21 protein-coding genes and 1 riboswitch are annotated in these 21,999 nt (G+C 45.6%); of the genes, 16 read left to right on the forward strand and 5 right to left on the reverse strand.

Features of this window, described 5'->3' with window-relative positions:
- Positions 1 to 67 precede the first annotated feature (67 nt).
- From ACN0W5_RS03235 to ACN0W5_RS03290, 12 genes are all read left to right on the forward strand, one after another.
- The gene (locus ACN0W5_RS03235; RefSeq protein WP_417452805.1) at positions 68 to 1,414 is read left to right on the forward strand and encodes a DUF3422 family protein; all 1,347 of its coding nucleotides are present in this window, start codon (positions 68 to 70) and stop codon (positions 1,412 to 1,414) included.
- A 219-nt stretch (positions 1,415 to 1,633) separates the two neighbouring features.
- A complete protein-coding gene (gene coxB, locus ACN0W5_RS03240) occupies positions 1,634 to 2,575 on the forward strand; it encodes a cytochrome c oxidase subunit II (RefSeq protein ID WP_417452806.1) in 942 nt (313 codons plus the stop codon).
- Between the two features lie 80 nt (positions 2,576 to 2,655).
- Positions 2,656 to 4,257: a cytochrome c oxidase subunit I gene (gene ctaD / locus ACN0W5_RS03245; RefSeq protein WP_417452807.1), complete on the forward strand. Its 1,602-nt coding sequence runs from the start codon at positions 2,656 to 2,658 to the stop codon at positions 4,255 to 4,257.
- 90 nt (positions 4,258 to 4,347) lie between these two features.
- Positions 4,348 to 5,268, forward strand: coding sequence for a heme o synthase (gene cyoE, locus ACN0W5_RS03250; protein ID WP_299378393.1), 921 nt, complete (start codon positions 4,348 to 4,350; stop codon positions 5,266 to 5,268).
- 1 nt (position 5,269) lies between these two features.
- Entirely contained in the window at positions 5,270 to 5,425 is a 156-nt protein-coding gene (locus tag ACN0W5_RS03255; protein WP_417452808.1) for a hypothetical protein, read from the forward strand.
- 1 nt (position 5,426) lies between these two features.
- The gene (locus ACN0W5_RS03260) at positions 5,427 to 6,038 is read left to right on the forward strand and encodes a cytochrome c oxidase assembly protein (protein ID WP_299378337.1); all 612 of its coding nucleotides are present in this window, start codon (positions 5,427 to 5,429) and stop codon (positions 6,036 to 6,038) included.
- Between the two features lie 34 nt (positions 6,039 to 6,072).
- Positions 6,073 to 6,870: a cytochrome c oxidase subunit 3 gene (locus tag ACN0W5_RS03265; RefSeq protein ID WP_299378334.1), complete on the forward strand. Its 798-nt coding sequence runs from the start codon at positions 6,073 to 6,075 to the stop codon at positions 6,868 to 6,870.
- A gap of 286 nt (positions 6,871 to 7,156) precedes the next feature.
- Positions 7,157 to 7,909, forward strand: coding sequence for an SURF1 family protein (locus tag ACN0W5_RS03270; protein WP_417452809.1), 753 nt, complete (start codon positions 7,157 to 7,159; stop codon positions 7,907 to 7,909).
- Positions 7,910 to 7,960: 51 nt separating this feature from the next.
- On the forward strand, positions 7,961 to 9,454 hold the full coding sequence (locus tag ACN0W5_RS03275) for a carboxypeptidase M32 (RefSeq protein ID WP_417452810.1): 1,494 nt from the start codon (positions 7,961 to 7,963) through the stop codon (positions 9,452 to 9,454).
- Between the two features lie 135 nt (positions 9,455 to 9,589).
- On the forward strand, positions 9,590 to 10,987 hold the full coding sequence (gene thrC / locus ACN0W5_RS03280) for a threonine synthase (protein WP_417452811.1): 1,398 nt from the start codon (positions 9,590 to 9,592) through the stop codon (positions 10,985 to 10,987).
- 3 nt (positions 10,988 to 10,990) lie between these two features.
- On the forward strand, positions 10,991 to 12,250 hold the full coding sequence (locus tag ACN0W5_RS03285; RefSeq protein ID WP_417452812.1) for a M16 family metallopeptidase: 1,260 nt from the start codon (positions 10,991 to 10,993) through the stop codon (positions 12,248 to 12,250).
- On the forward strand, positions 12,250 to 12,885 hold the full coding sequence (locus ACN0W5_RS03290) for a GNAT family N-acetyltransferase (protein WP_417452813.1): 636 nt from the start codon (positions 12,250 to 12,252) through the stop codon (positions 12,883 to 12,885). Before ACN0W5_RS03285 ends, ACN0W5_RS03290 begins: the two co-directional genes overlap by 1 nt.
- A 16-nt stretch (positions 12,886 to 12,901) precedes the next feature.
- Here the strand turns inward: ACN0W5_RS03290 and ACN0W5_RS03295 are convergent, their stop codons facing one another.
- Positions 12,902 to 13,474 (reverse strand): YqgE/AlgH family protein, encoded by a 573-nt coding sequence (locus tag ACN0W5_RS03295; protein ID WP_417452814.1) that lies wholly within the window; start codon positions 13,472 to 13,474, stop codon positions 12,902 to 12,904.
- Positions 13,475 to 13,688: 214 nt separating this feature from the next.
- Between ACN0W5_RS03295 and ACN0W5_RS03300 the strand changes: the two genes are divergently transcribed.
- Both ACN0W5_RS03300 and ACN0W5_RS03305 read left to right on the forward strand, forming a co-directional pair.
- Positions 13,689 to 15,800 (forward strand): protein-disulfide reductase DsbD family protein, encoded by a 2,112-nt coding sequence (locus ACN0W5_RS03300; RefSeq protein WP_417452815.1) that lies wholly within the window; start codon positions 13,689 to 13,691, stop codon positions 15,798 to 15,800.
- A 25-nt stretch (positions 15,801 to 15,825) separates the two neighbouring features.
- Positions 15,826 to 16,308, forward strand: coding sequence for a peroxiredoxin (locus ACN0W5_RS03305; RefSeq protein ID WP_299374875.1), 483 nt, complete (start codon positions 15,826 to 15,828; stop codon positions 16,306 to 16,308).
- On the opposite strand, the gene ACN0W5_RS03310 is transcribed toward ACN0W5_RS03305, so the two are convergent.
- Positions 16,305 to 16,901, reverse strand: coding sequence for a DUF1194 domain-containing protein (locus ACN0W5_RS03310; protein WP_417452816.1), 597 nt, complete (start codon positions 16,899 to 16,901; stop codon positions 16,305 to 16,307). The genes ACN0W5_RS03305 and ACN0W5_RS03310 overlap by 4 nt on opposite strands.
- A gap of 492 nt (positions 16,902 to 17,393) precedes the next feature.
- Between ACN0W5_RS03310 and ACN0W5_RS03315 the strand changes: the two genes are divergently transcribed.
- Positions 17,394 to 18,197 carry a flagellin gene (locus tag ACN0W5_RS03315; RefSeq protein WP_417452817.1) on the forward strand — a complete coding sequence of 268 codons (804 nt, stop codon included), beginning with the start codon at positions 17,394 to 17,396 and terminating at the stop codon, positions 18,195 to 18,197.
- A 39-nt stretch (positions 18,198 to 18,236) separates the two neighbouring features.
- Here the strand turns inward: ACN0W5_RS03315 and rnhA are convergent, their stop codons facing one another.
- The 3 genes from rnhA to ispH form a co-directional block, all read right to left on the reverse strand.
- Positions 18,237 to 18,680, reverse strand: a complete 444-nt coding sequence (rnhA, locus tag ACN0W5_RS03320; protein WP_417452818.1) for a ribonuclease HI — start codon at positions 18,678 to 18,680, stop codon at positions 18,237 to 18,239.
- The gene (locus ACN0W5_RS03325) at positions 18,677 to 19,642 is read right to left on the reverse strand and encodes a homoserine kinase (protein WP_417452819.1); all 966 of its coding nucleotides are present in this window, start codon (positions 19,640 to 19,642) and stop codon (positions 18,677 to 18,679) included. Before ACN0W5_RS03325 ends, rnhA begins: the two co-directional genes overlap by 4 nt.
- A 65-nt stretch (positions 19,643 to 19,707) precedes the next feature.
- Positions 19,708 to 20,676, reverse strand: coding sequence for a 4-hydroxy-3-methylbut-2-enyl diphosphate reductase (gene ispH / locus ACN0W5_RS03330; RefSeq protein ID WP_417428133.1), 969 nt, complete (start codon positions 20,674 to 20,676; stop codon positions 19,708 to 19,710).
- Positions 20,677 to 20,926: 250 nt separating this feature from the next.
- Here ispH and ACN0W5_RS03335 point away from each other — a divergent pair, with 250 nt between their 5' ends.
- On the forward strand, positions 20,927 to 21,508 hold the full coding sequence (locus tag ACN0W5_RS03335; protein WP_417452820.1) for a hypothetical protein: 582 nt from the start codon (positions 20,927 to 20,929) through the stop codon (positions 21,506 to 21,508).
- Between the two features lie 289 nt (positions 21,509 to 21,797).
- A riboswitch (glycine riboswitch) is annotated at positions 21,798 to 21,908 on the forward strand.
- Positions 21,909 to 21,999: the final 91 nt, after the last annotated feature.

Genomic DNA, 21,999 nt, shown 5'->3' on the forward strand with positions numbered 1-21,999 from the left:
TACGGAAGAAAGCGGACTAAAAGAGCTCTGTTAAAAGGCAGAAATAAGGTCGATATAAGGAACAAAAATGTTGCGCGATCACCCCTTGCGGGTTGAGCTTTGTAATGAATTACATGCAAGGCCATTTACCCAGCTGACTGGTCCAGAAACTATCACTCACATAGGAATGTTATCAGGAGAAAACAAAGCCGAAGAAGAAAGAGCCCATGTGGGGTTGTTATGCCAACGTTTTAACGTGGCAGCACCAGCCCCGGGAACGAAACATTTTATGGCTGACCTAGGTCACTTTTATGTGGTTTGGGAGCGTCATACAGAATTTTCCACTTACACTTTTTTTCGCAACAGAAAAGACCCGGATCGAAAGCAGTACGATACGGCACCAAGTGTTCAAAAGCCAAAACAGGCATATCATAAACCTTTCTCAAAGACGGCAATCGAGCTGGTACCTGAGGATTGGCTTAATGCTGTACCGGGTCAAAGACTGGTCGGTGTACATCTTGAACTCGAAGGTCACGATGCACCGGAGCGCACGATGCAGGAGCAAGTTTCTTTCTTTCCTACGGGGCATCTATCTGCTTGTACACTACGTGGCGGACTTGCCGGTGTTTGGATGGATTTTAGCATTAACGAGGACGGGTATGGCCGCATCCTTATTAAAGATTACGGTTTGAAACCAAGGCAAATAGGACGTGCCGTTCAGCGGTTGCTCGAAATTGATACCTATCGAATGATGGCCCTTCTGTCTCTTCCTTTGGCACAGCAATATGGGGATCGTCTGGCAAAAGCAGGGCGCGCGCTAAAGGATATAACGACGCGTATGACCGACCGCCGGGATGTGGATAACGAAAAGCAGTTGCTAAGCGAGCTGACTGAGTTGTCTGCTGAAATTGAACAGGCCGCAGCTGCTACCAACTATCGATTTTCTGCTTCAAAGGCGTACCACGAGTTGGTTAAGCAACGTATTTTGAAGTTGAAAGAAGGAAACATGGATGGCTTTCAACGGATGGAAAGCTTTTTGGATCGACGTCTGACCCCGGCCATGCGAACCTGTGAGGCAATGGCATTGCGCTTGGATACATTGTCCAAAAGGGTTGCCCGGGCGGGGCAGTTATTGAGAACGCGTGTTGATATCCAGTTGGAAGAACAGAACTCTGCACTTCTGAAGTCTATGGATAAAAGAGCAAGTATTCAGCTGAGATTACAGGAGACAGTAGAAGGTCTTTCTGTGGCGGCGATCAGTTACTATGTCGTTAGCTTGATTTACTATTTGGCAAAGGGGGTTAAGACCGCTGGAGTCGATATGAACGCGTCTATTGTTGCGGCTGTGTCTATCCCGTTTGTTGTTACTGCGTTATGGTTAGGTGTACGCCGTGTCCGTAAAATAGTTGAGCAGGAAAGTCGGAATTCACACTAAGAATTAAATGTAAAACGCGCAGATTTATGAGGTAAATGGGGTTCTGCGTCATAAGGTCGCAACCAGGGGACGGGCTTCTCGGGAAGGGCTATAGTTCACTTAATGTTTATCTTTTGGTAGCTTAAAGCATCTACTATGCGTAATTCTTGTGTATCTGGGGCTTGTCCTCTCGGGTTTCAATAGGGTAGGTTGCGCCAGAATAACTTTGGAGTCCAGCTAGTGTCAGAATCATCCATTCTGTATATTAGTCTTGGAATCGGGAAAGATACTTTGATCCTGATCAATTCAGGAACAAAAGTTGATATAAAAAAACAGGATGTTGAGTACATGACGTTTCTGAAACGGATTGCCTATCTAATTAGTGCTGTTGCACTGTTCGGCGGTTTGACTGCTACTGGTCACGCCTCTCAGCCAGTCGAATGGGGTCTTGGTCTCCAAGATGCCGCTTCTCCGACTGCTGTTGCATTGGGAGAATTTCACGAGCTACTGCTTTATATTATTGTTGCGGTTTGTGTCGTTGTTCTGGTTCTGATGCTTTATGTGATGTTCCGTTTCTCTGAGAAACGGAACCCTGTCCCATCAAAAACAAGCCATAACACGCTGCTTGAAATTATCTGGACTGCTGTTCCGGTAATCATTTTGGTGATTATTGCGATACCTTCGTTCAAAATTCTTTATGCGGCGGACAGTAATCCTGATACCGAGATGACGATCAAAGCGATCGGAAAGCAGTGGTATTGGTCTTATGAATATCCTGACCAAGGCGATTTCACATTTGACGCTTATATGAAGTCAGAAGATGAACTGGAAGCTGGTGAGCCACGTTTGTTGACGACGGATAACGCGATTGTGGTCCCTGTTAACACGAAAGTTCGTCTCTTGGTGACCGGTGATGACGTTATTCACTCTTTTGCAATGCCTTCTATGGGCTTGAAGCTTGATGGCGTACCTGGGCGTATCAATGAGACTTGGTTCGAAGTGAACGCAGAAGGTACATACTACGGTCAGTGTTCAGAGATTTGTGGTACTGGCCATTCCTATATGCCGATCATGATCAAAGCCGTTTCCAAAGAAGAGTTCGACAAATGGGTTGAGTTCGCCAAGGAAGAATTTGCTGCGATTGAAGATGATCGTTCCGTACAGGTTGCTCAGCTTAACTGAGAAACTTCGATAGATTTCGCCGTTCAATCGGTTATAGCGCCAAGAGAAGCGCTTAAAGAAACGAAATGAGGATTTGAGATATGGGTACTGCTGCTGAAGCCCATCACGACCATGATCACATGCCGGGGTTCTTTACCCGTTGGTTCTGTTCGACCAACCATAAAGACATCGGAATTTTGTATCTGGTCTTTTCAGTAATCGCTGCTTTGATTGGTGGCGCATTTTCTGTTTACATGCGTTTGGAACTTCAAGAGCCAGGCGTACAATACTTTTTGACTGATGGCGAGCCAAATGGCCAGTGGTGGAATGTTGTCGTAACGGCACATGGTTTCATCATGGTGTTTTTTGTGGTTATGCCTGCAATGATCGGTGGTTTTGGGAACTACTTTGTTCCTTTGATGATCGGTGCACCGGATATGGCCTTCCCGCGTATGAACAACATTTCCTTCTGGTTAATTGTTCCTGCGTTCCTTCTGCTGCTGGGCTCTGCGCTGGTTGGTGAGGGTGCTGGTACCGGGTGGACGGTTTATCCCCCGCTCTCATCTTTTGGGCAATCGGGACCATCGGTTGATATGGCGATTTTTGCCCTCCATCTGGCGGGTGCATCATCCATACTTGGTGCGGTGAATTTTATCACAACAATCTTTAACATGCGTGCGCCAGGCATGACCCTGCACAAAATGCCTCTTTTTGTGTGGTCCATGCTTGTGACGGCTTTCTTGTTGCTTTTGGCGGTTCCTGTTCTTGGTGGTGCGATCACTATGCTGCTTACAGATCGTAACTTCGGAACATCTTTCTTCGATCCGGCCAAAGGTGGTGATCCGATCCTGTATCAGCATCTGTTCTGGTTCTTTGGCCACCCCGAAGTGTACATTATGATCCTGCCTGGATTTGGTATCATTTCTCACATCATTTCGACCTTTAGCCGTAAACCTGTGTTTGGTTATCTCGGCATGGCCTATGCGATGTGTGCGATTGGCTTCGTAGGCTTCGTTGTTTGGGCGCACCACATGTACACCGTTGGTTTGGACGTAAATACACGTGCTTACTTTACAACGGCTACGCTGGTTATTGCTGTACCTACGGGGATTAAGATTTTCTCTTGGATTGCTACAATGTGGGGTGGTTCACTCCGTTTCTCTGTACCTATGGTCTGGGCGCTTGGTTTCATCTTCCTCTTTACTGTTGGTGGTGTGACCGGGGTTGTTCTTGCGAACTCTGGTATGGATCTGGCAATGCATGACACCTACTATGTTGTGGCGCACTTCCACTACGTTCTCAGCCTTGGTGCTGTCTTTGGAATTATCGCTGGTATGTATTACTGGATGGGTAAAATGTCTGGGCGTGATTACCCAGCTTGGGCAGGTTATCTGCACTTCGTCCTGACGTTTGTTGGGGTGAACATGATTTTCTTCCCTCAGCACTTCCTTGGTCTGCAAGGGATGCCACGTCGTTATGTTGACTACCCAGATGCCTATGCTGGTTTCAACGCGATCTCTTCTTATGGTGCCTATATTACCTTTGCCGCGACAATCTTCTTTGTTGTCATGACTATATGGACAATGAAATTTGGTCGTCGTGTAGAAGCTAATCCATGGGGCGAAAGTGCAACGACGTTAGAGTGGACAGTATCTTCTCCTCCACCGTTCCACTGCTTTAACGAGCTGCCAAAAATCAAATAACGGTAGTTAAGTATAGATCCGGCCATTTCATCGCATTATTGGATGTTAATGGCCGGATTTAATCAGGAGTAAATTGTGACCGATACATCTATGGAAAATACAACAACAACCGATACCGCTTCTTTAAGCGGTGTTGCACAGGTAGCTGACTTCTGGGCTTTGATGAAGCCAGGTGTCATGTATCTGGTTGTGTTCACTGGATTCTCCGGTTTAATGGTTGCTCCGGGAACGATACATCCATTCCTTGGAATTATTGCCCTGTTCTGCATTGCGATTGCATCTGGTGGCGCAGGAGCAATTAACATGTGGTATGATCGTGACATTGACGCGATTATGACACGAACGAAAAAACGTCCTATACCGGCTGGCCGTATGGCACCGGACGTTGCCTTGAGCTTTGGAGTTATCCTAAGTCTGTTTTCTGTGATGATTATGGGCTTAGCGGTTAATTGGACCGCTGCAGCACTTCTGGCTTTAGCCAACGGTTTTTATGTTTTTGTATACACAATGTTCCTGAAACGCCGCACGCCACAAAATATTGTCATTGGTGGGGCTGCGGGTGCGTTTCCTCCGATGATTGGCTGGGCGGCTGTAACAGGAACAGTGTCTATTGAATCTATTGTTCTGTTCTTGGTTATCTTTATGTGGACGCCCCCACATTTTTGGGCTTTGGCGCTTTATAAAGATGGCGATTACGCCGCTGCTAAAGTGCCGATGTTGCCAGTTGTTTCTGGTCGTGAGAATACTAAGTGGCAAATGCTGGTTTATACCATTGCCCTTTTCCCAGTTGTTTTGGCGCCAGTATATTTCAACGTTGCTGGTCTGTTGTATGGGGCTGTTGCGCTGATCGCGAGTTCGTATTTTCTATGGCTGAACATCAAGGTGCTGCGTTCCGAAGAGGATCGTCATGCCCGTAAGATGTTCTTCTATTCTATTTTATATCTCTTTGTTCTCTTTGCCGTTCTTATTATTGATCGAACGCCAGGTATTTTGAGTTTGATTGGTGGTTAATATGTCTGAAGACAAAACAAAAAAATATGAAACTGTGGAAAATTCGGCAGAAATCCATAAACAGAGGAAACGCCGCAACTGGGCTATTTTGGGCGTTTTACTTGGTTTCATTGCACTTGTGTATGCGGTCACTATCGTAAAGATGGGAATGAAGTAGCATGTCTGTCGCTGGCGATAAAAATGCGCGCGTTGCAATTATTCTAGGCGGTGTTGTCTGCGGAATGGTGGCGTTGGCTTTTGCATCCGTGCCACTGTATAAGCTGTTTTGTCAGGTCACAGGATATGGTGGCACAACACAGGTTTCTGAAGCTGGAGCAACGGACGATCTGGTTGTTAGTGATCGTGATGTGACTATTCGATTTGATTCCTCTGTGAACGGAGATTTACCTTGGCATTTTAAGCCTGCGCAGCGTGCGGTTGATCTTAAGGTCGGGGAAGAAGGAATTGCGTTTTATCGCGCAAAAAATACGTCTGATGATAAGGTCAAAGGTGTTGCCACATTCAATGTGACACCGCTAAAGGCTGGTCAGTATTTCGTAAAAGTAGATTGTTTCTGTTTTTCAGAGCAGACTTTGTTGCCGGGACAAGAAGTTGACATGCCTGTCACTTTCTACGTCGATCCGGAAATAGAGAATGATCCGAATCTCAGTGACGTAAAAACAATCACTCTATCATACACTTTCTTCCGGGATACTGAAGAAGAAGATAGTGTGGATGTGGGTGATTTGGGTAATGACACCGGAAATAAACCGGTTGTAGAGGTCAATTAACAATACGCAATAGCGTCTGGTTAAGAGGGATATCATGAGTGCAGGGCACGACGAAGTAAAACATCCGTATCATTTGGTTGATCCAAGCCCTTGGCCTTTGCTGACAGCTTTTGCTGCTGGCTTAATGGCGACAGGTCTTGTTTTGATGATGCATGACTATACAAATATAGTTCTTTTTGCGGGTATCGCATCGGTTCTTATTTGTACGTATGGCTGGTGGCGTGACGTGGTGAACGAAGCTTATGTTCGTCACCTTCATACCCCTGTGGTTCGTATTGGTCTGCGGTACGGGATGGTACTATTCATCGCTTCTGAAGTAATGTTCTTTGTTGCATTCTTCTGGGCATATTTCACGGCGGCGTTCTATCCGAGTGAAGTTATCGGGGGCGTTTGGCCGCCAGCTGATGTTGTAACGTTCGATGCATTTGATCTGCCGTTCTTGAACACGCTGATCCTACTGCTGTCCGGTTGTTCCGTGACTTGGGCGCATCATGCGATCTTGAACAGTCAACAGAAGCAAGCGGTACATGCTTTGATGATTACTGTCGGTCTTGGCGTGATTTTTACGGCACTTCAGGCTTTCGAATACAGCCACGCTGCATTCGGTTTCACAGATAATATTTATTCTTCTACCTTCTACATGGCGACCGGTTTCCATGGTTTCCACGTCATCGTTGGTACCATTTTCCTTTTTGTATGTTTGATCCGTACGAAAAAAGGTCACTTCACACCTGAAGCCCATGTTGGCTTTGAGGCAGCTGCTTGGTACTGGCATTTCGTGGACGTTGTCTGGTTGTTCCTATTTGTTGCTGTATACTGGTGGGGTGGCTAAGTCCAGCCTATCAGGGCAACCTGAAACAGTTTCGGTTTGAAAAGAAGGCCGTGCCTGAAACGCAAGTGAAATACACATTTCACCCGTTAAGGCACGGCCTTCTTCTTTCTATGTTTCCAAGTTTGCCCTAGGGGGTGTCACTGGGGATGTCTTCGACCTTTTCATTTGCCCTATATTTAAGAGATTTTCTTGTCAGAGGGCCTCAATCGCTTTGCTCTGTTCTTGCAAAGGCCTTATGGTGGCGCTCGAATATTATTAAAAGCAAGCGACACAGGATTTGTCGATTATGACCAAAGGCACTATACGCCGTTTCCAACCAACTTTTTGGCCTACGATGTTTACTATTCCCGTCGTTTTGATTGCGATTGCTCTGGGCACTTGGCAGTTATCACGCATGGAATGGAAAAAAGATCAAATTGCGTTACGAACGGATCGCGCTTCTGCTGTGGCAATTTCTTTTTCAGAAACATATCCCGGCGAAGTTGCTGACCCGCAGGCTGATGAGTTTATCAATGTCTGGGTAGAGGGTGAGTTCCTGCATGATAAAGAGCTTATCATGGGGGCACGTTCACTGGATCGGCAATTAGGCATCCAGATTATTACCCCTTTTGTGATGACGGATGGGCGACAAATTCTGATCAACCGTGGTTTTGTTCCTTCTGAGTTTAAAGCGCCTGCCTCTCGGCCTGAAGGTCAGGTTGATGGACCCGTTAAAATAGAAGGTCTTCTTCGCGTTGGTGGATGGAAGGGGTATGAATTTGTGCGCCCAGTTAATGATCCCGAAGATAACTTCTGGTTTTATACGGATATCAAAGAAATGAGCCAGAAAACAGATCTGTCTAACCCGGTGATGAGTGTCTATCTTGATGCAGGCCCTGCGGCTAATCCGGGGGGATATCCTCTTGGCGGGCAAACGCGTATAGCTTTGGTGAATAATCATCTGGAATACGTTATTACTTGGTATGCTATGGCTTTGATCCTTGCTGTGATTTATTTCATCTATCATTATCGCCCTGTTGAAAAACGGGAAGACGACTAAATTACAATCGCTCGTCTTGTGAATGGTTTGTTGCCTGATTGGGAATGTAAAATGTCAGCTTATCTTGCTCTTGAAAAAAAATTCCGCCGGATGAACGCTATTGGTGAAGCCAGCGGTGTATTAGGTTGGGATATGTCGACAGTCATGCCTGCCGGCGGTGCTGAAGCCAGAATGGAACAGCTTGCTGCTCTTAGTGGTGTTCAGCATGAAATCTTGACCAGCAGTGAAGTGGAAGACTTGTTTGCGCAAGCTCTGGAAAGCAAAGGGGATCTTGGTAGCTGGCAGTTGGCTAATCTGCGTGAGATGCAGCGAATCTGGCGTCATGCAACGGCACTCGATGGCGATTTTGTCGAAGCACAAACCAAAGCTGGCAAACGCTGTGAGATGATCTGGCGTGAAGCCCGACCGAATAATGACTTTGCTTCGATCCTGCCTGCGATGAAAGAAGTGCTTAACCTCACGCAGCAAGAAGCCAAGATCAAAGCCGAGCTTTTTCAGTGCGATACCTACGATGCCCTGCTGGATCATTTCGAGCCTGGCGGAAAATCAATGCGCATTGATGAGATTTTTGATGATTTAGCGACATTCCTACCAGATTTCACACAGGCAGTGCTGGAAAAACAGGCATCAGAAACCGCAGCTGTGATGCCTGATGGGCCGTTTTCTGTAAAAGCGCAAGAAGCTCTGGGGCGAGAAATGATCAAGGCTGTGGGCTTTGATTTCAATAATGGCCGTCTTGATGTGAGCCTGCATCCTTTCTGTGGCGGTGTACCTGATGATATCCGGATAACAACACGATATGACGAAACGGATTTCATGACGTCACTGATGGGTGTTCTTCATGAAACCGGGCACGCGATGTATGAGCGCAACCTTCCAAAGGATTGGCGTCTACAGCCTGTTGGGGCTGCGCGTGGTATGACGATGCATGAAAGCCAATCGCTTATTATTGAAATGCAAGCGAGCCGAAGCGAAGAATTTGTTTCATTTGTTGCCGAAAAAGCAAAAGCAGCTTTTGCTGGTCAAGGGGCTGCTTGGGCGCCTGAGAACATGCAGCGCATCTATAACAAAGTTAAACCTGACTTTATTCGAGTTGATGCCGATGAAGTTACCTATCCATCGCACGTTATTCTGCGCTACCGTCTGGAAAAAGAACTCATTAAGGGATCCATGGGTCTTGAAGATTTACCACAGGCGTGGAATGACGGGTTAGAGAAGTTACTGGGTATTCGCCCGCCCAACGATACGCTTGGTTGTCTTCAGGATATTCACTGGTATGACGGTGCTTGGGGATATTTCCCGACCTATACTTTGGGTGCCATGGCTGCGGCCCAGTTGTTTGCAGCGGCAAAGGCAGCGGTTCCTGAAATTCCACCCGCGTTAGCCCAAGGAAACTTTAAGCCGCTTATGGGCTGGCTGAATGAGAATGTTCACGCTTGGGGATCTTTCCTTTCCACAGATGAATTACTGACAACAGTTACAGGGCATCCACTTGATCCACAGGTATTCAAAGCGCATTTGAAGGCCCGTTATCTTGACGTTTAATCTTGATGCTTGATCTTGGTACAAGAAAACCATAGTAAAATTGATCTTACTTGCTGCTACGATAAAGGCGCAGTAAGGTTTTTGGCTTTAGCCCAGTGGGCTTGTTTCGTTGCAAAAGTGACGGTCTAGGAAATCATGAAATACATCAGCACTCGTGGGCAGGCAGAAGCCCTTAACTTCGACGACGTACTCCTTGCTGGATTGGCCCGGGACGGTGGACTTTATCTTCCTGAAAGCTGGCCCCAGTTTTCTGCAGAAGAAATCCGCGACATGGCTGGTCAGCCCTATACGGAAATTGTCTTTCGTGTTGTGAAGCCATTCGTTGCCGGTGTTATTCCTGATCAAGACCTAAAGGCGATCGTTGAAGACAGCTACGCTGACTTCAGACATTCCGCTGTTGCTCCTTTAAAACAGATAAATGGGCGCATTTGGGTCATGGAACTTTTCCACGGGCCGACGCTTGCGTTTAAAGATTTTGCCCTGCAGATGCTTGGGCGTCTTTTTGATTACGTCCTTGCGAAACGTGGCGAGCGAATCACAATTGTTGGGGCGACTTCGGGTGATACGGGTTCTGCGGCGATTGAAGCATGTCGGGATCGGGATCAAATTGATATTTATATTCTGCATCCTCATGGTCGCGTTTCTGAAGTGCAGCGACGCCAGATGACAACTGTCACCTCGCACAACGTAATCAATATCGCCCTTGAGGGAACATTTGATGATTGCCAAGACCATGTGAAGGCAATGTTCAATGATCAGGATTTTCGGGATTCGGTAAATCTATCTGCGGTAAATTCCATTAACTGGGCACGGATTATGTCCCAGATTGCCTATTATTTTGCCGCTGGGGTTGCCCTTGGCGCACCGGACCGTCCTGTGGGCTTTTCTGTCCCCACAGGTAATTTTGGTAATGTTTTCGCGGCCTATGCTGCTGGACGAATGGGTCTCCCGGTATCCCAGTTAATTGTTGGCTCTAACCGCAATGATATTCTCACCCGGTTCTTTGAAACAGGGTCAATGACAATGAATCCTGTTGAACCAAGTCTATCCCCATCAATGGATATTCAGATTTCGAGTAACTTTGAGCGTCTGTTGTTTGATTTACTGGATCAGGATGGTTCATCTGTCGAAGCTGCGCTGACATCGTTCCGTGAAAATGGAAACTTTGATTTGGAACCTGCACGTCATCAACGGGCTCTCAGGCTGTTTGATGCTTATCGTCTTGATGACGAGCAAACGCTTGCTGAAATTAAAAAATATTATGAACAGACGGGTGAATTGTTTGACCCACATTCTGTGATTGCTGTGGCTGCTGCGGTAGCCAAGGTGCGCGAAGATGTCCCCGCGATGGTTTGTATGGCAACGGCTCATCCTGCTAAATTCCCTGATGCCGTTCATAAAGCTTCTGGTGTTACACCTGAGTTGCCGGAACATATGGCCGATCTTTTTGATCGGGACGAACAGTATAAAGTAATGGAAAACGATTTGGGTAAATTAAAAGACATGGTGCTGTCTCGTCGGAGAAACAGTTAAATAATGACAATTGAAATTTCGACACTGTCAAATGGACTGCGCGTTGCCACAGATCAACAGAACGCAGTAGAATCCGTCTCTTTAGGGGCTTGGATTGGTGTTGGTGCCCGACATGAAGGCGCTAATGTAAATGGTGTCGCACACTTGCTTGAGCACATGGTGTTCAAGGGGACAGAAAAACGAACGTCATTTGATATTGCAGAAGAGATCGAAGCCGTAGGTGGGCAATTGAATGCCTATACATCGCGGGAAAATACGGCCTTCTATGCAAAAGTGCTTAAAGATGACGTTCCTCTCGCACTGGATACGGTTGCTGATATTTTGCAGAAGCCTCTGTTTGATGAAAGTGAACTCAAAAAAGAGCGTCATGTCGTCTTGCAGGAAATTGGCCAAGCAAATGATACACCAGATGATATCGTCTTTGACCATTTTCAGGAAACGGCCTTTGCTGCACAAGCACTTGGACGCCCGGTTCTTGGACGAGGAGAGATTGTCAGTCGGTTAAGTGCTGAGGATCTTCGTAGCTACCTATCTCGTAACTACGGTAGTGATACTATGGTGGTTTGTGCATCTGGTAATGTGGATCATCAGGCCTTTGTTAAGCTTGCCGAAGAGCACTTCTGTAGCCTGGACAAAGTTAATCTGGCTCCCTTACCGCAGTCTGAATATACCGGGGGGGAATTCAGGGAGGACAGAGATCTGGAACAAGTTCACCTGCTCCTTGGGTTTAAAGGTGCTGAGTTTGCGAGCGAAGATTATTACGCTGCTAACGTTCTCTCTACCTTATTTGGCGGGGGGATGTCGTCACGACTATTTCAGGAAATTCGCGAAAAGCGGGGGCTTGTTTATACGATCTATTCTTTTGCATCCAGCTTTATGGATAATGGTCTTTTTGGCATCTATGCTGGGACCGGCGAGAAAGAGATAGATGAACTTGTGCCTGTTGTTTCGGATATGCTGATGGATCTTTCCTCAACCGTTACCGAGGAAGAAATTGTCAGAGCAAGAACGCAGTTAAAAGCTTCTATTCTGATGGGGCGGGAAAGCACTGGAGTCCGCTGTGAACAACTTGCTCAGCAACTTTTGATTTTTGATCGGGTTATCTCTGTTGAGGAAACGGTTGCGAAGATTGATGCCGTTGATGTGGAAATGGTTCAGGGTTTTGCGAAACAGCTTTTGAAAAGCCCTATGACGCTTACTGCGATGGGACCTCTTGGTAATCTGGAAAGCAAAGAACAGCTGCAAAAGAGGTTTGTTGCTTAATGTTTTTAAGTGGGATGAGCCATTGGGATATGCGGAAATTACGCTTGATGAACGAGCGAATTTACCTGCGTGCCCCCCAGTCTGGGGATTGGAAAGAATGGTCCAACCTACGCCGGGAAAGCCGCGATTTTTTGTCCCCATGGGAACCTGCTTGGGGTAGTGATAACCTGACGCGATCGTCGTTTCGTGACAAGCTTAGGGCATATAAATTCGATTGGCGTAATGATGCTGGTTATACTTTTTATGCCTTTTCTCGGGATAACCACACAATGCTTGGCGGGATCACCTTGGGGAATATACGCCGCGGTGCGGCTTATATGGGGACGATCGGCTATTGGATGGGCGAAGTACATGCAGGTAAGGGCTATATGACAGAGATCTTATCTGCCCTGATCGATTATGCATTTGATGAATTGGGCTTGCACCGTTTGGAAGCGGCCTGTCTGGAACATAACGGTCCCAGCCAGTCAGTACTAAAAAAGGTAGGTTTTCAGGAAGAGGGGAAAGCCCGGGGGTATTTGAAGATCAATGCGATGTGGCAGGATCATATAACCTTTGCTCTCTTACAAAATGACCCGCGCCTTTCTCGCCGTGGGTGGATTAATCTGCCCCCTGTTGCCGAGGTCAAAGCTTAATCAGTAGACGATTAATTTAGGCGTGTCCGGCTTCACCAGACAGTAAGGCGGGATCTATTCCAATTTTGGACATGGCAAGATTCCATTTATCCATCAAATTTGATCCGAAGAGTATTTCATCATCCTGATCTGCGACCAACCAGCCATTTTGGTGCAATTCTTCATTTAGTTGACCAGGACCCCATCCGGCATACCCCAGAGCAAGCAGGCTTTTTTCTGGGCCTCTGTCGTTGGCGAGGTCGCTTAGAATATCAACCGTTGCTGTCATAGAGACTGTTTCTGCAACCAGCATTGTTCCGTCCTGTTTGTAATCATTACTATGCAGAACAAAACCGCGGCCAGATTCTACAGGGCCGCCAAAATGTACCTTGATCTGGGATGATACTTCTGTTGGTGGTATTTCCAATTGTTCCAATAGATCGATAAAAGAGAAGCTTTCGATGATTTGGTTCAACACAAGTCCCATGGCGCCATCTTCATTATGAGCACAAATATAAATGACCGATTTTACAAAGCGTGAATCTGTCATCTGTGGCATGGCTATCAGTAACTTTCCGGTCAAATAACCGTTACTCTGAAAGCTTGTCATTGATATTTCATCCCTCCTGAGCAGATATTGAGATGTTGATCATTGCGTTGCTTCAAGGTCTTATGGTGATTATAAGCCGAGGCATTCCGTCACATCGTCACAATTCGTTTATACTATATAGGTTTACATCTTAATATTTAGAAAAGAGTAAGTCTAAAGCAAAAATTACAGCATCGCTTTGGTGGTGCTGGCTAAGGTCAGAAACTAGGAATATATGCGTTTTTTACAGCAAAAGATAAACTGCAATCTGTATCGTGCCCTGCAGGGAATGGTTCTTGTTTTCTTTGGATTGTTTTCTTTGCCTTATACGGCCCTTGGTTCTTCATCCCCTTGGGTTGATGAAGAGTTCTCGCGAGTTCGTCTGGTGACGGGACAAGAAACCCTCGGCGATGCTGGCAAGATGATGCTTGGGCTTCAGTTTGAACTAAAAGAAGGCTGGAAGACCTATTGGCGTTCACCTGGTGATGCTGGCTTTCCTGTTTCTCTTGATTTGGCCGCAAGCGATAATTTGAAGTCTTGGCAGTTTTACTGGCCGGTTCCCCATCGTTTTACGCTCTTTGGTTTACAGACATTTGGCTATAGCAAAGAGGTTGTCTTTCCGTTTGAAGTTCAGGCGGAAGATCCGACGCGGGATGTAGCCTTGCGAGGGACAGCGAGTTATTTGCTTTGTAAGGAAATTTGTATTCCCTTTGATGCCGAAGTGGCTATCCGTATTCCGGCGGGAGACGCGTTTCCTTCTTTGGAAGCTGGTATCATCGATACTTATATTCAACAAGTTCCGGGACTTGGAACTGAAACTAATTTTGGCATTACGGACAGTTTTCTCGAAGGCGAAAATGAAGACCTTATTCTCAAGGTCTATGCGACTGCGAAGAACCACGAATTTCGAAACCCTGATGTAATTGTCGAGGGACCTCCCGGTTTTTCGTTCTCTGCACCTGACGTTGTTATCTTTGATGGTGGCCGCAAAGCTGAATTCATCATTCCGGTTTCGATTGGGAAGGAAACCAAGGGCGTTTTAGAAGGTAAACAAATCACCTTGTCTCTTGTTGAGGGGACTAAGGGCGCAGAACTTAAAACCGTTTCCAGATATAAAGAAATTCCAGCAGGGACAAGTATTGGGATTATGGAATTTTTGCCATTTCTTGGGATAGCGTTATTGGGTGGGTTCATTCTCAACTTAATGCCCTGTGTCCTGCCAGTGCTTTCTTTAAAGTTGATGTCAGTGATCAAGCATGAAAAGACTGATCAACAGGGCATTCGCAAGAGCTTTGTTGCAACAAGTTTGGGTATTCTGACCTCCTTCTGGATATTGGCTGCGGCGGCATCATTGTTGAAGGTTACGGGTTTTTCAGTGGGATGGGGGATACAGTTTCAACAACCCTTATTTCTCATTGCGATGAGCGGGATTGTTTCCTTGTTTGCAGCAAATCTTTTTGGCTGGTTTGAGTTCCTGGCTCCGGGTGGGGTGATGAACCGTGCTGTGAGTGTAAGTGAAAAGCAGGGGGCTAGTGGCGATTTTCTAAAAGGAATGTTCGCCACGCTTCTGGCTACACCTTGTTCCGCACCATTCCTTGGGACTGCAGTTGGTTTTGCTTTGGCACGGGGAACCTGGGAAATCTTTGCGATTTTTACCTTCCTCGGAATTGGTATGTCATTGCCTTATTTGATCGTTGCTGCAAAACCAAGGCTTGCCACTTTTCTACCTAAGCCGGGAACTTGGATGATTTGGTTGAAAGGTGTCCTTGGAATACTTTTGCTGGGAACAGTTGCGTGGCTTCTATCCGTTCTCTTTGTTCAGGTTGGTTGGCTGGCAACAGTCCTTGTTACAGGATTTTTAGTTCTTGGCATGGCTGTTTTAGCGGTTAAGTCGCTCGCAATTGGAAAGCGTTTTTTTGCTGTTTCTTTGTTTGCTATTCTTGCCTTGGCAGTTCCCTACAAATTTTCTGTCTCTGCCGATAAGGTATCTGTTTCGGATTACTGGATACCCTTTGCTCAGGAACAGATAGCTTCAGAAGTCGGTAACGGTAAGGTGGTCTTTGTTGATGTCACAGCTGACTGGTGTATTACCTGTCAGGTAAACAAGAAGCTTGTTTTGGAACAGGATGAAATCCAGTCCTTATTATTAAAGGAAAATGTTATGGCAATGCAAGCTGACTGGACTCTGCCAAATGATGTGATTACCGCATATTTAGAAAGCTATAACCGCTATGGTATTCCATTTAATATTATTTATGGTCCCGGTGCACCAGAAGGGATAGTGTTATCCGAGTTGTTGACCATAGATGAAGTTTTAGGTGCTTTTGAACAAGCATCGAATAAATAAATTTAACATATTGATTGGAAATAAGATGACGATTTCAGTTGGAGACAAAGTTCCCTCTGCTTCCGTTTGGAATAAGAATGCCGAGGGTATTGATAAAATTGATTTTGCTGAATTTTGCGCGGGTAAAACGGTTGCTTTTTTCGCGGTTCCGGGGGCGTTTACACCGACTTGTCAGGAACAACATTTTCCAAGCTATAAAGAAAACGCACAAAAATTACGTGATAAAGGTGTCGATATTATCGCCTGTATGTCAGTGAATGATCCTTTTGTGATGAAGGCTTGGGGGGATTTGCTTGATCCAGAGGGAGATATCATGATGTTGGCTGATGGATTGGGCGAACTAGCCGAGGGTGTTGGGTTGACTATCGATGCGTCAGGGGTTGGTCTTGGCCAACGCGCAGCCAGATTTTCTATGCTGATCAAGGATGGTGTCGTGGCATCGCTCCATGTTGAAGATGCCGGCGCTTATGAAGCATCAGCGGCAGAAGTTCTGCTTGAAGATCTCTAAAAAGTATTCTGAACAATGGGCAGGGGAGCTATTTCCCGGACAAGTTTCTTTTGAATGGCATATTCATAGGCCTCGTAAGAATTGGCTTTTATAACAAAGCTTCCCTGTCCACCGATCACAGCATTTCGAAAGTAGTGATGTAGGGTCGGCGTTTCATTGATGATGGCAAGGCCATTAACGGTTACTCCTTTTTTGATGGCAACATCGCGCAGAAAATGGGCGGGCACACCATCGTTATTCCGTCCATCGCCAGATATATCCAGCACCTTTCTGTGGGATCTATAACGGGTGTTGTTGAACATATGAAGTGACTTGGCAATTACCGCTGAGATCGATGTTGGCCCAAGGGAAACGTGTCTGGGGAGTTTACTCACCCGCAGGGCTAGATTGTCTACAGAAATGGGGGAGCCTATAACCGTCCAGGGAATTGAAACAATCTGATTATTTGTGCCTGACCATTGAATTAACGCAATAGATATTCTTTTGTAATGTCCAGATTGTATGGCCGTATTCACTGCGGATGAACGAAGGGCACGTGCCAGAGCCCGTTCATCTGTAATAGATACTCCGCTTGGCTGACACTGTAAGAACAATCGACAGCCAATATGAGTTCCATATCTACGGCTAATCCTTCAGCTTGGCTGGGATTTGATGTTCTCGTTGTTACAACAATGACCATTAGTAGCAGTGATATTAACGGGAGGGATTTTTTTTGAATTATATTCAAAGGTATATCGACTCTGTTAAAAGTGTATTTGGCATCATACCTCAAAATGTATTTTAATGCTTCTTTTTGTGATTTTTTCAACTTTGCGCTGATATATGACGCGTGCCGACTCTGAGGATTTATGCGAATAAGGAAAAAAATAGATGGAGAGCTTTGGTTGTTGTGATCAAGCAAGTTGCTGAAAAATTGGATTTTTTACAGGGAGCATAAAAACTGTCTAAAATTTTATCGAAATATAAGGTGCTTTGGATACGTAAGTTATTGATTTTTTTCCTTATCAGGCTCAAAATAAGACCACTAGTAATGGTGCACTGCGCAGGTATGCGCGTAACACTCTCTAAGTATTGGAGACGGTCAAATGCCTACCGTTAATGGCGCGTCGATTAATGCGACGTCACTGCAAAATTCACGTTTGCAGCAAAATAGTATCAATAAATTAGCAAGTGGTTCTAATATTCCGAGGGCTTCCGATGCGGCAGCTTCTTTGGCTATTTCAACTGTTTTGCAATCAGACACGGTTGTTCTCAATCAAAATGCAGCCACTGCTGCGCAAGGCGCAAGTATCGGGCAAATTGCAGATGGAGGACTTGCCAGAATTTCTGATGGCTTGATGCGAATGAAAGAACTTGCAGCACAAGCTTTGGGTGGGACACAAGATCCTGCCAGTCTTCAGGCGATAAATGCAGAGTTTGTTCAGATTAGAGACGAAGTCTCTGGAATAGCAAATCAGACCACTTTTAATGGTCGAGGGCTTCTCGATAACACAGATAGTTCTGATTTTCTTGTTGGAACAGATGTCGGGGATACAATTTCTCTTGATGGTGTCGATGTTACGGGGGCAGCCCTAGGTATATCGAGCTTAACTGTAGATAGCGCAGCGAATGCGACGACAGCAATTGGGGCAATTGATAGTGCGATCAATCAAGTAAGCACTGCCCGAGCAGAAATTGGAGCAACAGTCTCACGTTTTGAAGTTGCTGGCGAAAATATAGCCAGCCAAATTGAGAACGTATCTGCTGCTAATTCTGCGATTGCTGATGCAGATGTTGCTGCACAAGCAACCAGTTTGGTTACGTCCAAAGTGCTTAATGAAGCCGAATTAGCGATGCAAGCCCAAGCCAACAAAAATCCGCAAGCTTTGCTAAAGCTTCTAGAGAACTAGATTAAGTTTTCTTTCCTCGCGTTAAATAAAGGCATGGCCCTATTTGAATTCGGCCATGCCTTTACGTGCGAGTTCATCCGCACGCTCATTTTCAGGGTGTCCAGCATGACCTTTCACCCAACGCCACTCAACGTCGTGAGGTTTTAGCGCTTCAACTAAGTTTTGCCATAGTTCTGCGTTTTTGACCGGCTTTTTATTTGCCGTTTTCCAGCCGTTCTTTTGCCAGTTAAAAATCCACTTTGTAATGCCGTCTTTTACGTACACGCTGTCAGTTGTCAAAACAATATAGGATGGTTTTTTAAGGGCGTTCAGCGCTGATATCGCACCTTGAAGCTCCATACGGTTATTCGTGGTTTCTGCGTCACCACCACACAGTTCTTTTTCTGTGTCTTTATACCTTAACAAGGCGCCCCAACCACCTGGACCCGGATTACCTGAACAAGCCCCATCAGTGAATATTTCTACAGGTGTTCTTTGGCTCATAGGGTTATTCCATAATCAGAAATGCTTTTAACGGATTGGTGAAATTTCAACTTGTTTAAATATTCAATAGGGTCTTTTGGTTTCACAAAAGCGCCTTCGGGATGATTGACCCAGTCATAGAGCCGTGTCAGTAAAAATCGAAGGGATGCGCCACGGGCAAGTAAGGGCAGGGCATTCAGTTCATCATCCTCTAGAGTGCGAACTTCTTGGTAGGCTCTTAGCATGAGCTGTGCTTTTGTAATGTTAAAGGAATTATCCTGTTCAAAACACCAAGCATTGAGGCAGATCGCGAGTTCATAGGCCAAGATGTCATTGCAGGCGAAGTAGAAGTCAATAACTCCTGAAAGTCTTTCATGAATAAAGAAGACATTATCTTGAAACATGTCTGCGTGAATAACCCCTTTGGGCAGGTTTGTTGGCCAATGTCTTTCTAAAAATTCGTATTCTTTGTTTAGGATGCCTGTCAGGCTTGCTTTAACCTGGTCACTTTTGCCCTCACAAGCGTCCAGTACTTCTTTCCAACCTTTGACTGATAGAGCATTTGGCCTTTGGATAGCGAAATCCTGTCCTGCGAGATGCATCTCTGCCATGGTTTTACCCAATGCTCGGCAATGAAAGGGCTGGATACGCCTTGGCCACATACCGTCAAGGAAAGTGGTTATAGCTGCTGGGCGTCCGCAGAGTTCTCTCAGATTGTTCCCATCTTTACCTGCGACGGGTACGGGGCATGAAATGCCATTGTTCGCCAAGTGTTGCATATATCCCAGAAAAAAGGGGAGGTCAGCTTTTTCTACCCGTTTTTCATAAAGCGTCAGAATATAATGGCCCGTGGTCGTGTGAAGAATGTAGTTTGAGTTCTCTACGCCTTCCGCAATTCCTTTGAGGGACAGGACATCACCGATGTCATATTCGGTGAGGAAGCTTTCAACTTCGTCATTTGGAACTTCTGTGTAAACGGCCATTCTTGTCTCAATGAAAATTGGTGTCTTGGAAAAATAATATCTAGATTAGATCAAGCTATTGATGTTCAACGAATATCTTTTGTCGCTGGTGTATCTAGCAGGGTTTTGGGCACTTTAAAAATAACGTTTTCGTCCCGGATATTGATCTCTTCGATTGATACATTGTAATGGTCTTTGAATGCATCAATTACTTCTTCTACCAGAATTTCAGGGGCGGATGCCCCGGCTGTTATGCCCAGTGTTTTTACTCCATCAAGGGCATCCCATTTGATGTCTGTCGCCCGTTGTACCAATGCTGCTTTTTCACAGCCTTGTTTGTAAGCAACTTCCACTAAGCGTTTTGAATTTGATGAATTGGGGGCACCGATGACCAGAAGAGCATCGCATCTTGTCGCGATTGCTTTAACGGCTTCTTGCCTATTGGTTGTGGCATAACAGATATCTTCTTTTTTGGGTTCCAGCATATTCGGAAACCGACGCATCAATATTCTGACAATGGAGGCTGTATCATCCACGGATAAAGTTGTCTGAGTGACAAATGCAAGATTATCTGGATCTTCGACAGTTAAATTCTCAGCATCTTCTTCTGTTTCAACAAGAACAATAGACCCATCGCTTAGCTGTCCCATTGTTCCAATCACTTCTGGATGTCCAGCGTGTCCAATGAGAATAACCTGACGGCCGTCTTTTTCGTGACGTTCAGCTTCTCTATGGACTTTGCTTACCAAAGGGCAGGTGGCGTCAAAATATAACAGCTCACGAGCTTGAGCTGCGGCGGGTACAGATTTAGGTACGCCGTGGGCCGAGAAAATAACAGGAAGTCCTTCGGGAACTTGATCCAGTTCTTGAACAAAAACCGCACCTTTTTGTTCAAGAGATTCTACAACGTATCTGTTGTGAACAATTTCATGCCGAACATAAACGGGTGCGCCGTGCTTGACGAGGGCGCGTTCCACAATCTCAATGGCACGATCAACACCGGCGCAAAAGCCCCGCGGGCTGGCAAGTAGTATCGTGAGATCGTTTTTGTTCATATCATCCGTCCGTAAAGCTTTTGATGAGAATAGCTCATCTATATAATAACCGCGAAACTAATACAGTGCGGATGCCGAGAAAAGGGCTAATCAATGCGATCTTAAACATCGGGTGCTTGCTTCTGCCTTGGTATCTTTGTATTTAGGAATAATCGTATGAAAGATATTCATCTGTGGCTGAACTATGATATCGTGGGTTGGCTAACTTAAGTTATTTTAATCCTTGTCAGATTAAGGGATAGAACATTTTATGGGTCGCCTGTTCTCTAAAGTATTATCGCGCATTTCTTTTCGGTCAGGCGCAGTTGTTTTTCCATCCCCTGTTCTTTCTGGCCTTATTCTTTCTGGCCTTGTTCTTTCCGGGTGCGGTTTGATTGAGCCGGAAAAAGCCCCCCCTGCATGTCCTGAAATTATTGTGCTTAAAGAAGCCGAAGAAATGACGCGCTTCCAAGGGCAGGGACGTGATTTAACTGACGTGACATTTGAAGCTTCGATCAATAATTTTGCGAATGTCTGTGTTATTGATGAAGAAACGAATAACTTGAGTAATCAGGTCGTTGTTCGGTTTGAATTGACACAGGGACCAGCTAGTGATGGCGCGGCAAAATTCAATTATTTTGTCGCCGTCGCGACACATGATCGCAAAATTTTGAGCCGTGAATCTTTTGATCTTGTTGCCCCATTTGAAGGCAACAGAACGTCAGTTGCTTTGGTGGACAATATTTTCCCGACGATACCATTACGTAATGGTAAAACAGGTGATGATTATATTATTTTCATCGGTTTCGAGCTTACACGTAGTGAGCTTTATTATAACCGTACAAAAATATAATCGGCTCTACAAAAAGTTCTCGGACTAATCGCGATATAGAGCTTTCTTCATAACGCCGGGTAATTGTTACCCAGGTCATTAATACGACGGCAACTGAGGGCTGTCACCCTTGTGCCTGATTATGGGAATCTGTTGGTGGAAAAATTTCCTTTAGGAAATAAGTGGTTGTATTTGTTCGATATTTGTCGTGTTCACTGGAATTTGTGTCGTCTGCGGTTGACTTTTTTTCAGAAGAGGGTAAATCTCTAGCTAAGTTAGGTTGTTGTGAGACAATCCGACTATTGCTGAAATACCTCTCGCGGGAGAGATTGTCGTAGAGTTTCTTAAGCGAAACAATACGGACAGCGCCGAAGGAGCAACCGCCCCGGAAACTCTCAGGCACATGGACCGCAAGAGGCAGGCAACTCTGGAAAGTTTTGCGTACCGCGAAACACCGACGGAGTAAGCAAAAAATGCGAAACATTTTTTGTGAATCTCTCAGGTTCTAAGAC

Source organism: Kiloniella sp. (genome assembly GCF_048270245.1).
In the GTDB taxonomy this organism is placed as follows: domain Bacteria; phylum Pseudomonadota; class Alphaproteobacteria; order Kiloniellales; family Kiloniellaceae; genus Kiloniella.

Bases quoted from the DNA above. Each gene is read 5' to 3' on its own strand.
- ctaD (WP_417452807.1), top strand. From the start codon at position 2,656: ATGGGTACTGCTGCTGAAGCCCATCACGACCATGATCACATGCCGGGG.
- ACN0W5_RS03260 (WP_299378337.1), top strand. From the start codon at position 5,427: ATGTCTGTCGCTGGCGATAAAAATGCGCGCGTTGCAATTATTCTAGGC.
- ACN0W5_RS03290 (WP_417452813.1), top strand. From the start codon at position 12,250: ATGTTTTTAAGTGGGATGAGCCATTGGGATATGCGGAAATTACGCTTG.
- rnhA (WP_417452818.1), bottom strand. From the start codon at position 18,680: ATGAGCCAAAGAACACCTGTAGAAATATTCACTGATGGGGCTTGTTCA.
- ACN0W5_RS03295 (WP_417452814.1), bottom strand. From the start codon at position 13,474: ATGACAAGCTTTCAGAGTAACGGTTATTTGACCGGAAAGTTACTGATA.
- ACN0W5_RS03275 (WP_417452810.1), top strand. From the start codon at position 7,961: ATGTCAGCTTATCTTGCTCTTGAAAAAAAATTCCGCCGGATGAACGCT.
- ACN0W5_RS03255 (WP_417452808.1), top strand. From the start codon at position 5,270: ATGTCTGAAGACAAAACAAAAAAATATGAAACTGTGGAAAATTCGGCA.
- ACN0W5_RS03325 (WP_417452819.1), bottom strand. From the start codon at position 19,642: ATGGCCGTTTACACAGAAGTTCCAAATGACGAAGTTGAAAGCTTCCTC.
- ispH (WP_417428133.1), bottom strand. From the start codon at position 20,676: ATGAACAAAAACGATCTCACGATACTACTTGCCAGCCCGCGGGGCTTT.
- ACN0W5_RS03335 (WP_417452820.1), top strand. From the start codon at position 20,927: ATGGGTCGCCTGTTCTCTAAAGTATTATCGCGCATTTCTTTTCGGTCA.
- ACN0W5_RS03305 (WP_299374875.1), top strand. From the start codon at position 15,826: ATGACGATTTCAGTTGGAGACAAAGTTCCCTCTGCTTCCGTTTGGAAT.
- ACN0W5_RS03235 (WP_417452805.1), top strand. From the start codon at position 68: ATGTTGCGCGATCACCCCTTGCGGGTTGAGCTTTGTAATGAATTACAT.
- cyoE (WP_299378393.1), top strand. From the start codon at position 4,348: ATGGAAAATACAACAACAACCGATACCGCTTCTTTAAGCGGTGTTGCA.
- ACN0W5_RS03315 (WP_417452817.1), top strand. From the start codon at position 17,394: ATGCCTACCGTTAATGGCGCGTCGATTAATGCGACGTCACTGCAAAAT.
- ACN0W5_RS03265 (WP_299378334.1), top strand. From the start codon at position 6,073: ATGAGTGCAGGGCACGACGAAGTAAAACATCCGTATCATTTGGTTGAT.
- ACN0W5_RS03270 (WP_417452809.1), top strand. From the start codon at position 7,157: ATGACCAAAGGCACTATACGCCGTTTCCAACCAACTTTTTGGCCTACG.
- ACN0W5_RS03285 (WP_417452812.1), top strand. From the start codon at position 10,991: ATGACAATTGAAATTTCGACACTGTCAAATGGACTGCGCGTTGCCACA.
- ACN0W5_RS03300 (WP_417452815.1), top strand. From the start codon at position 13,689: ATGCGTTTTTTACAGCAAAAGATAAACTGCAATCTGTATCGTGCCCTG.
- thrC (WP_417452811.1), top strand. From the start codon at position 9,590: ATGAAATACATCAGCACTCGTGGGCAGGCAGAAGCCCTTAACTTCGAC.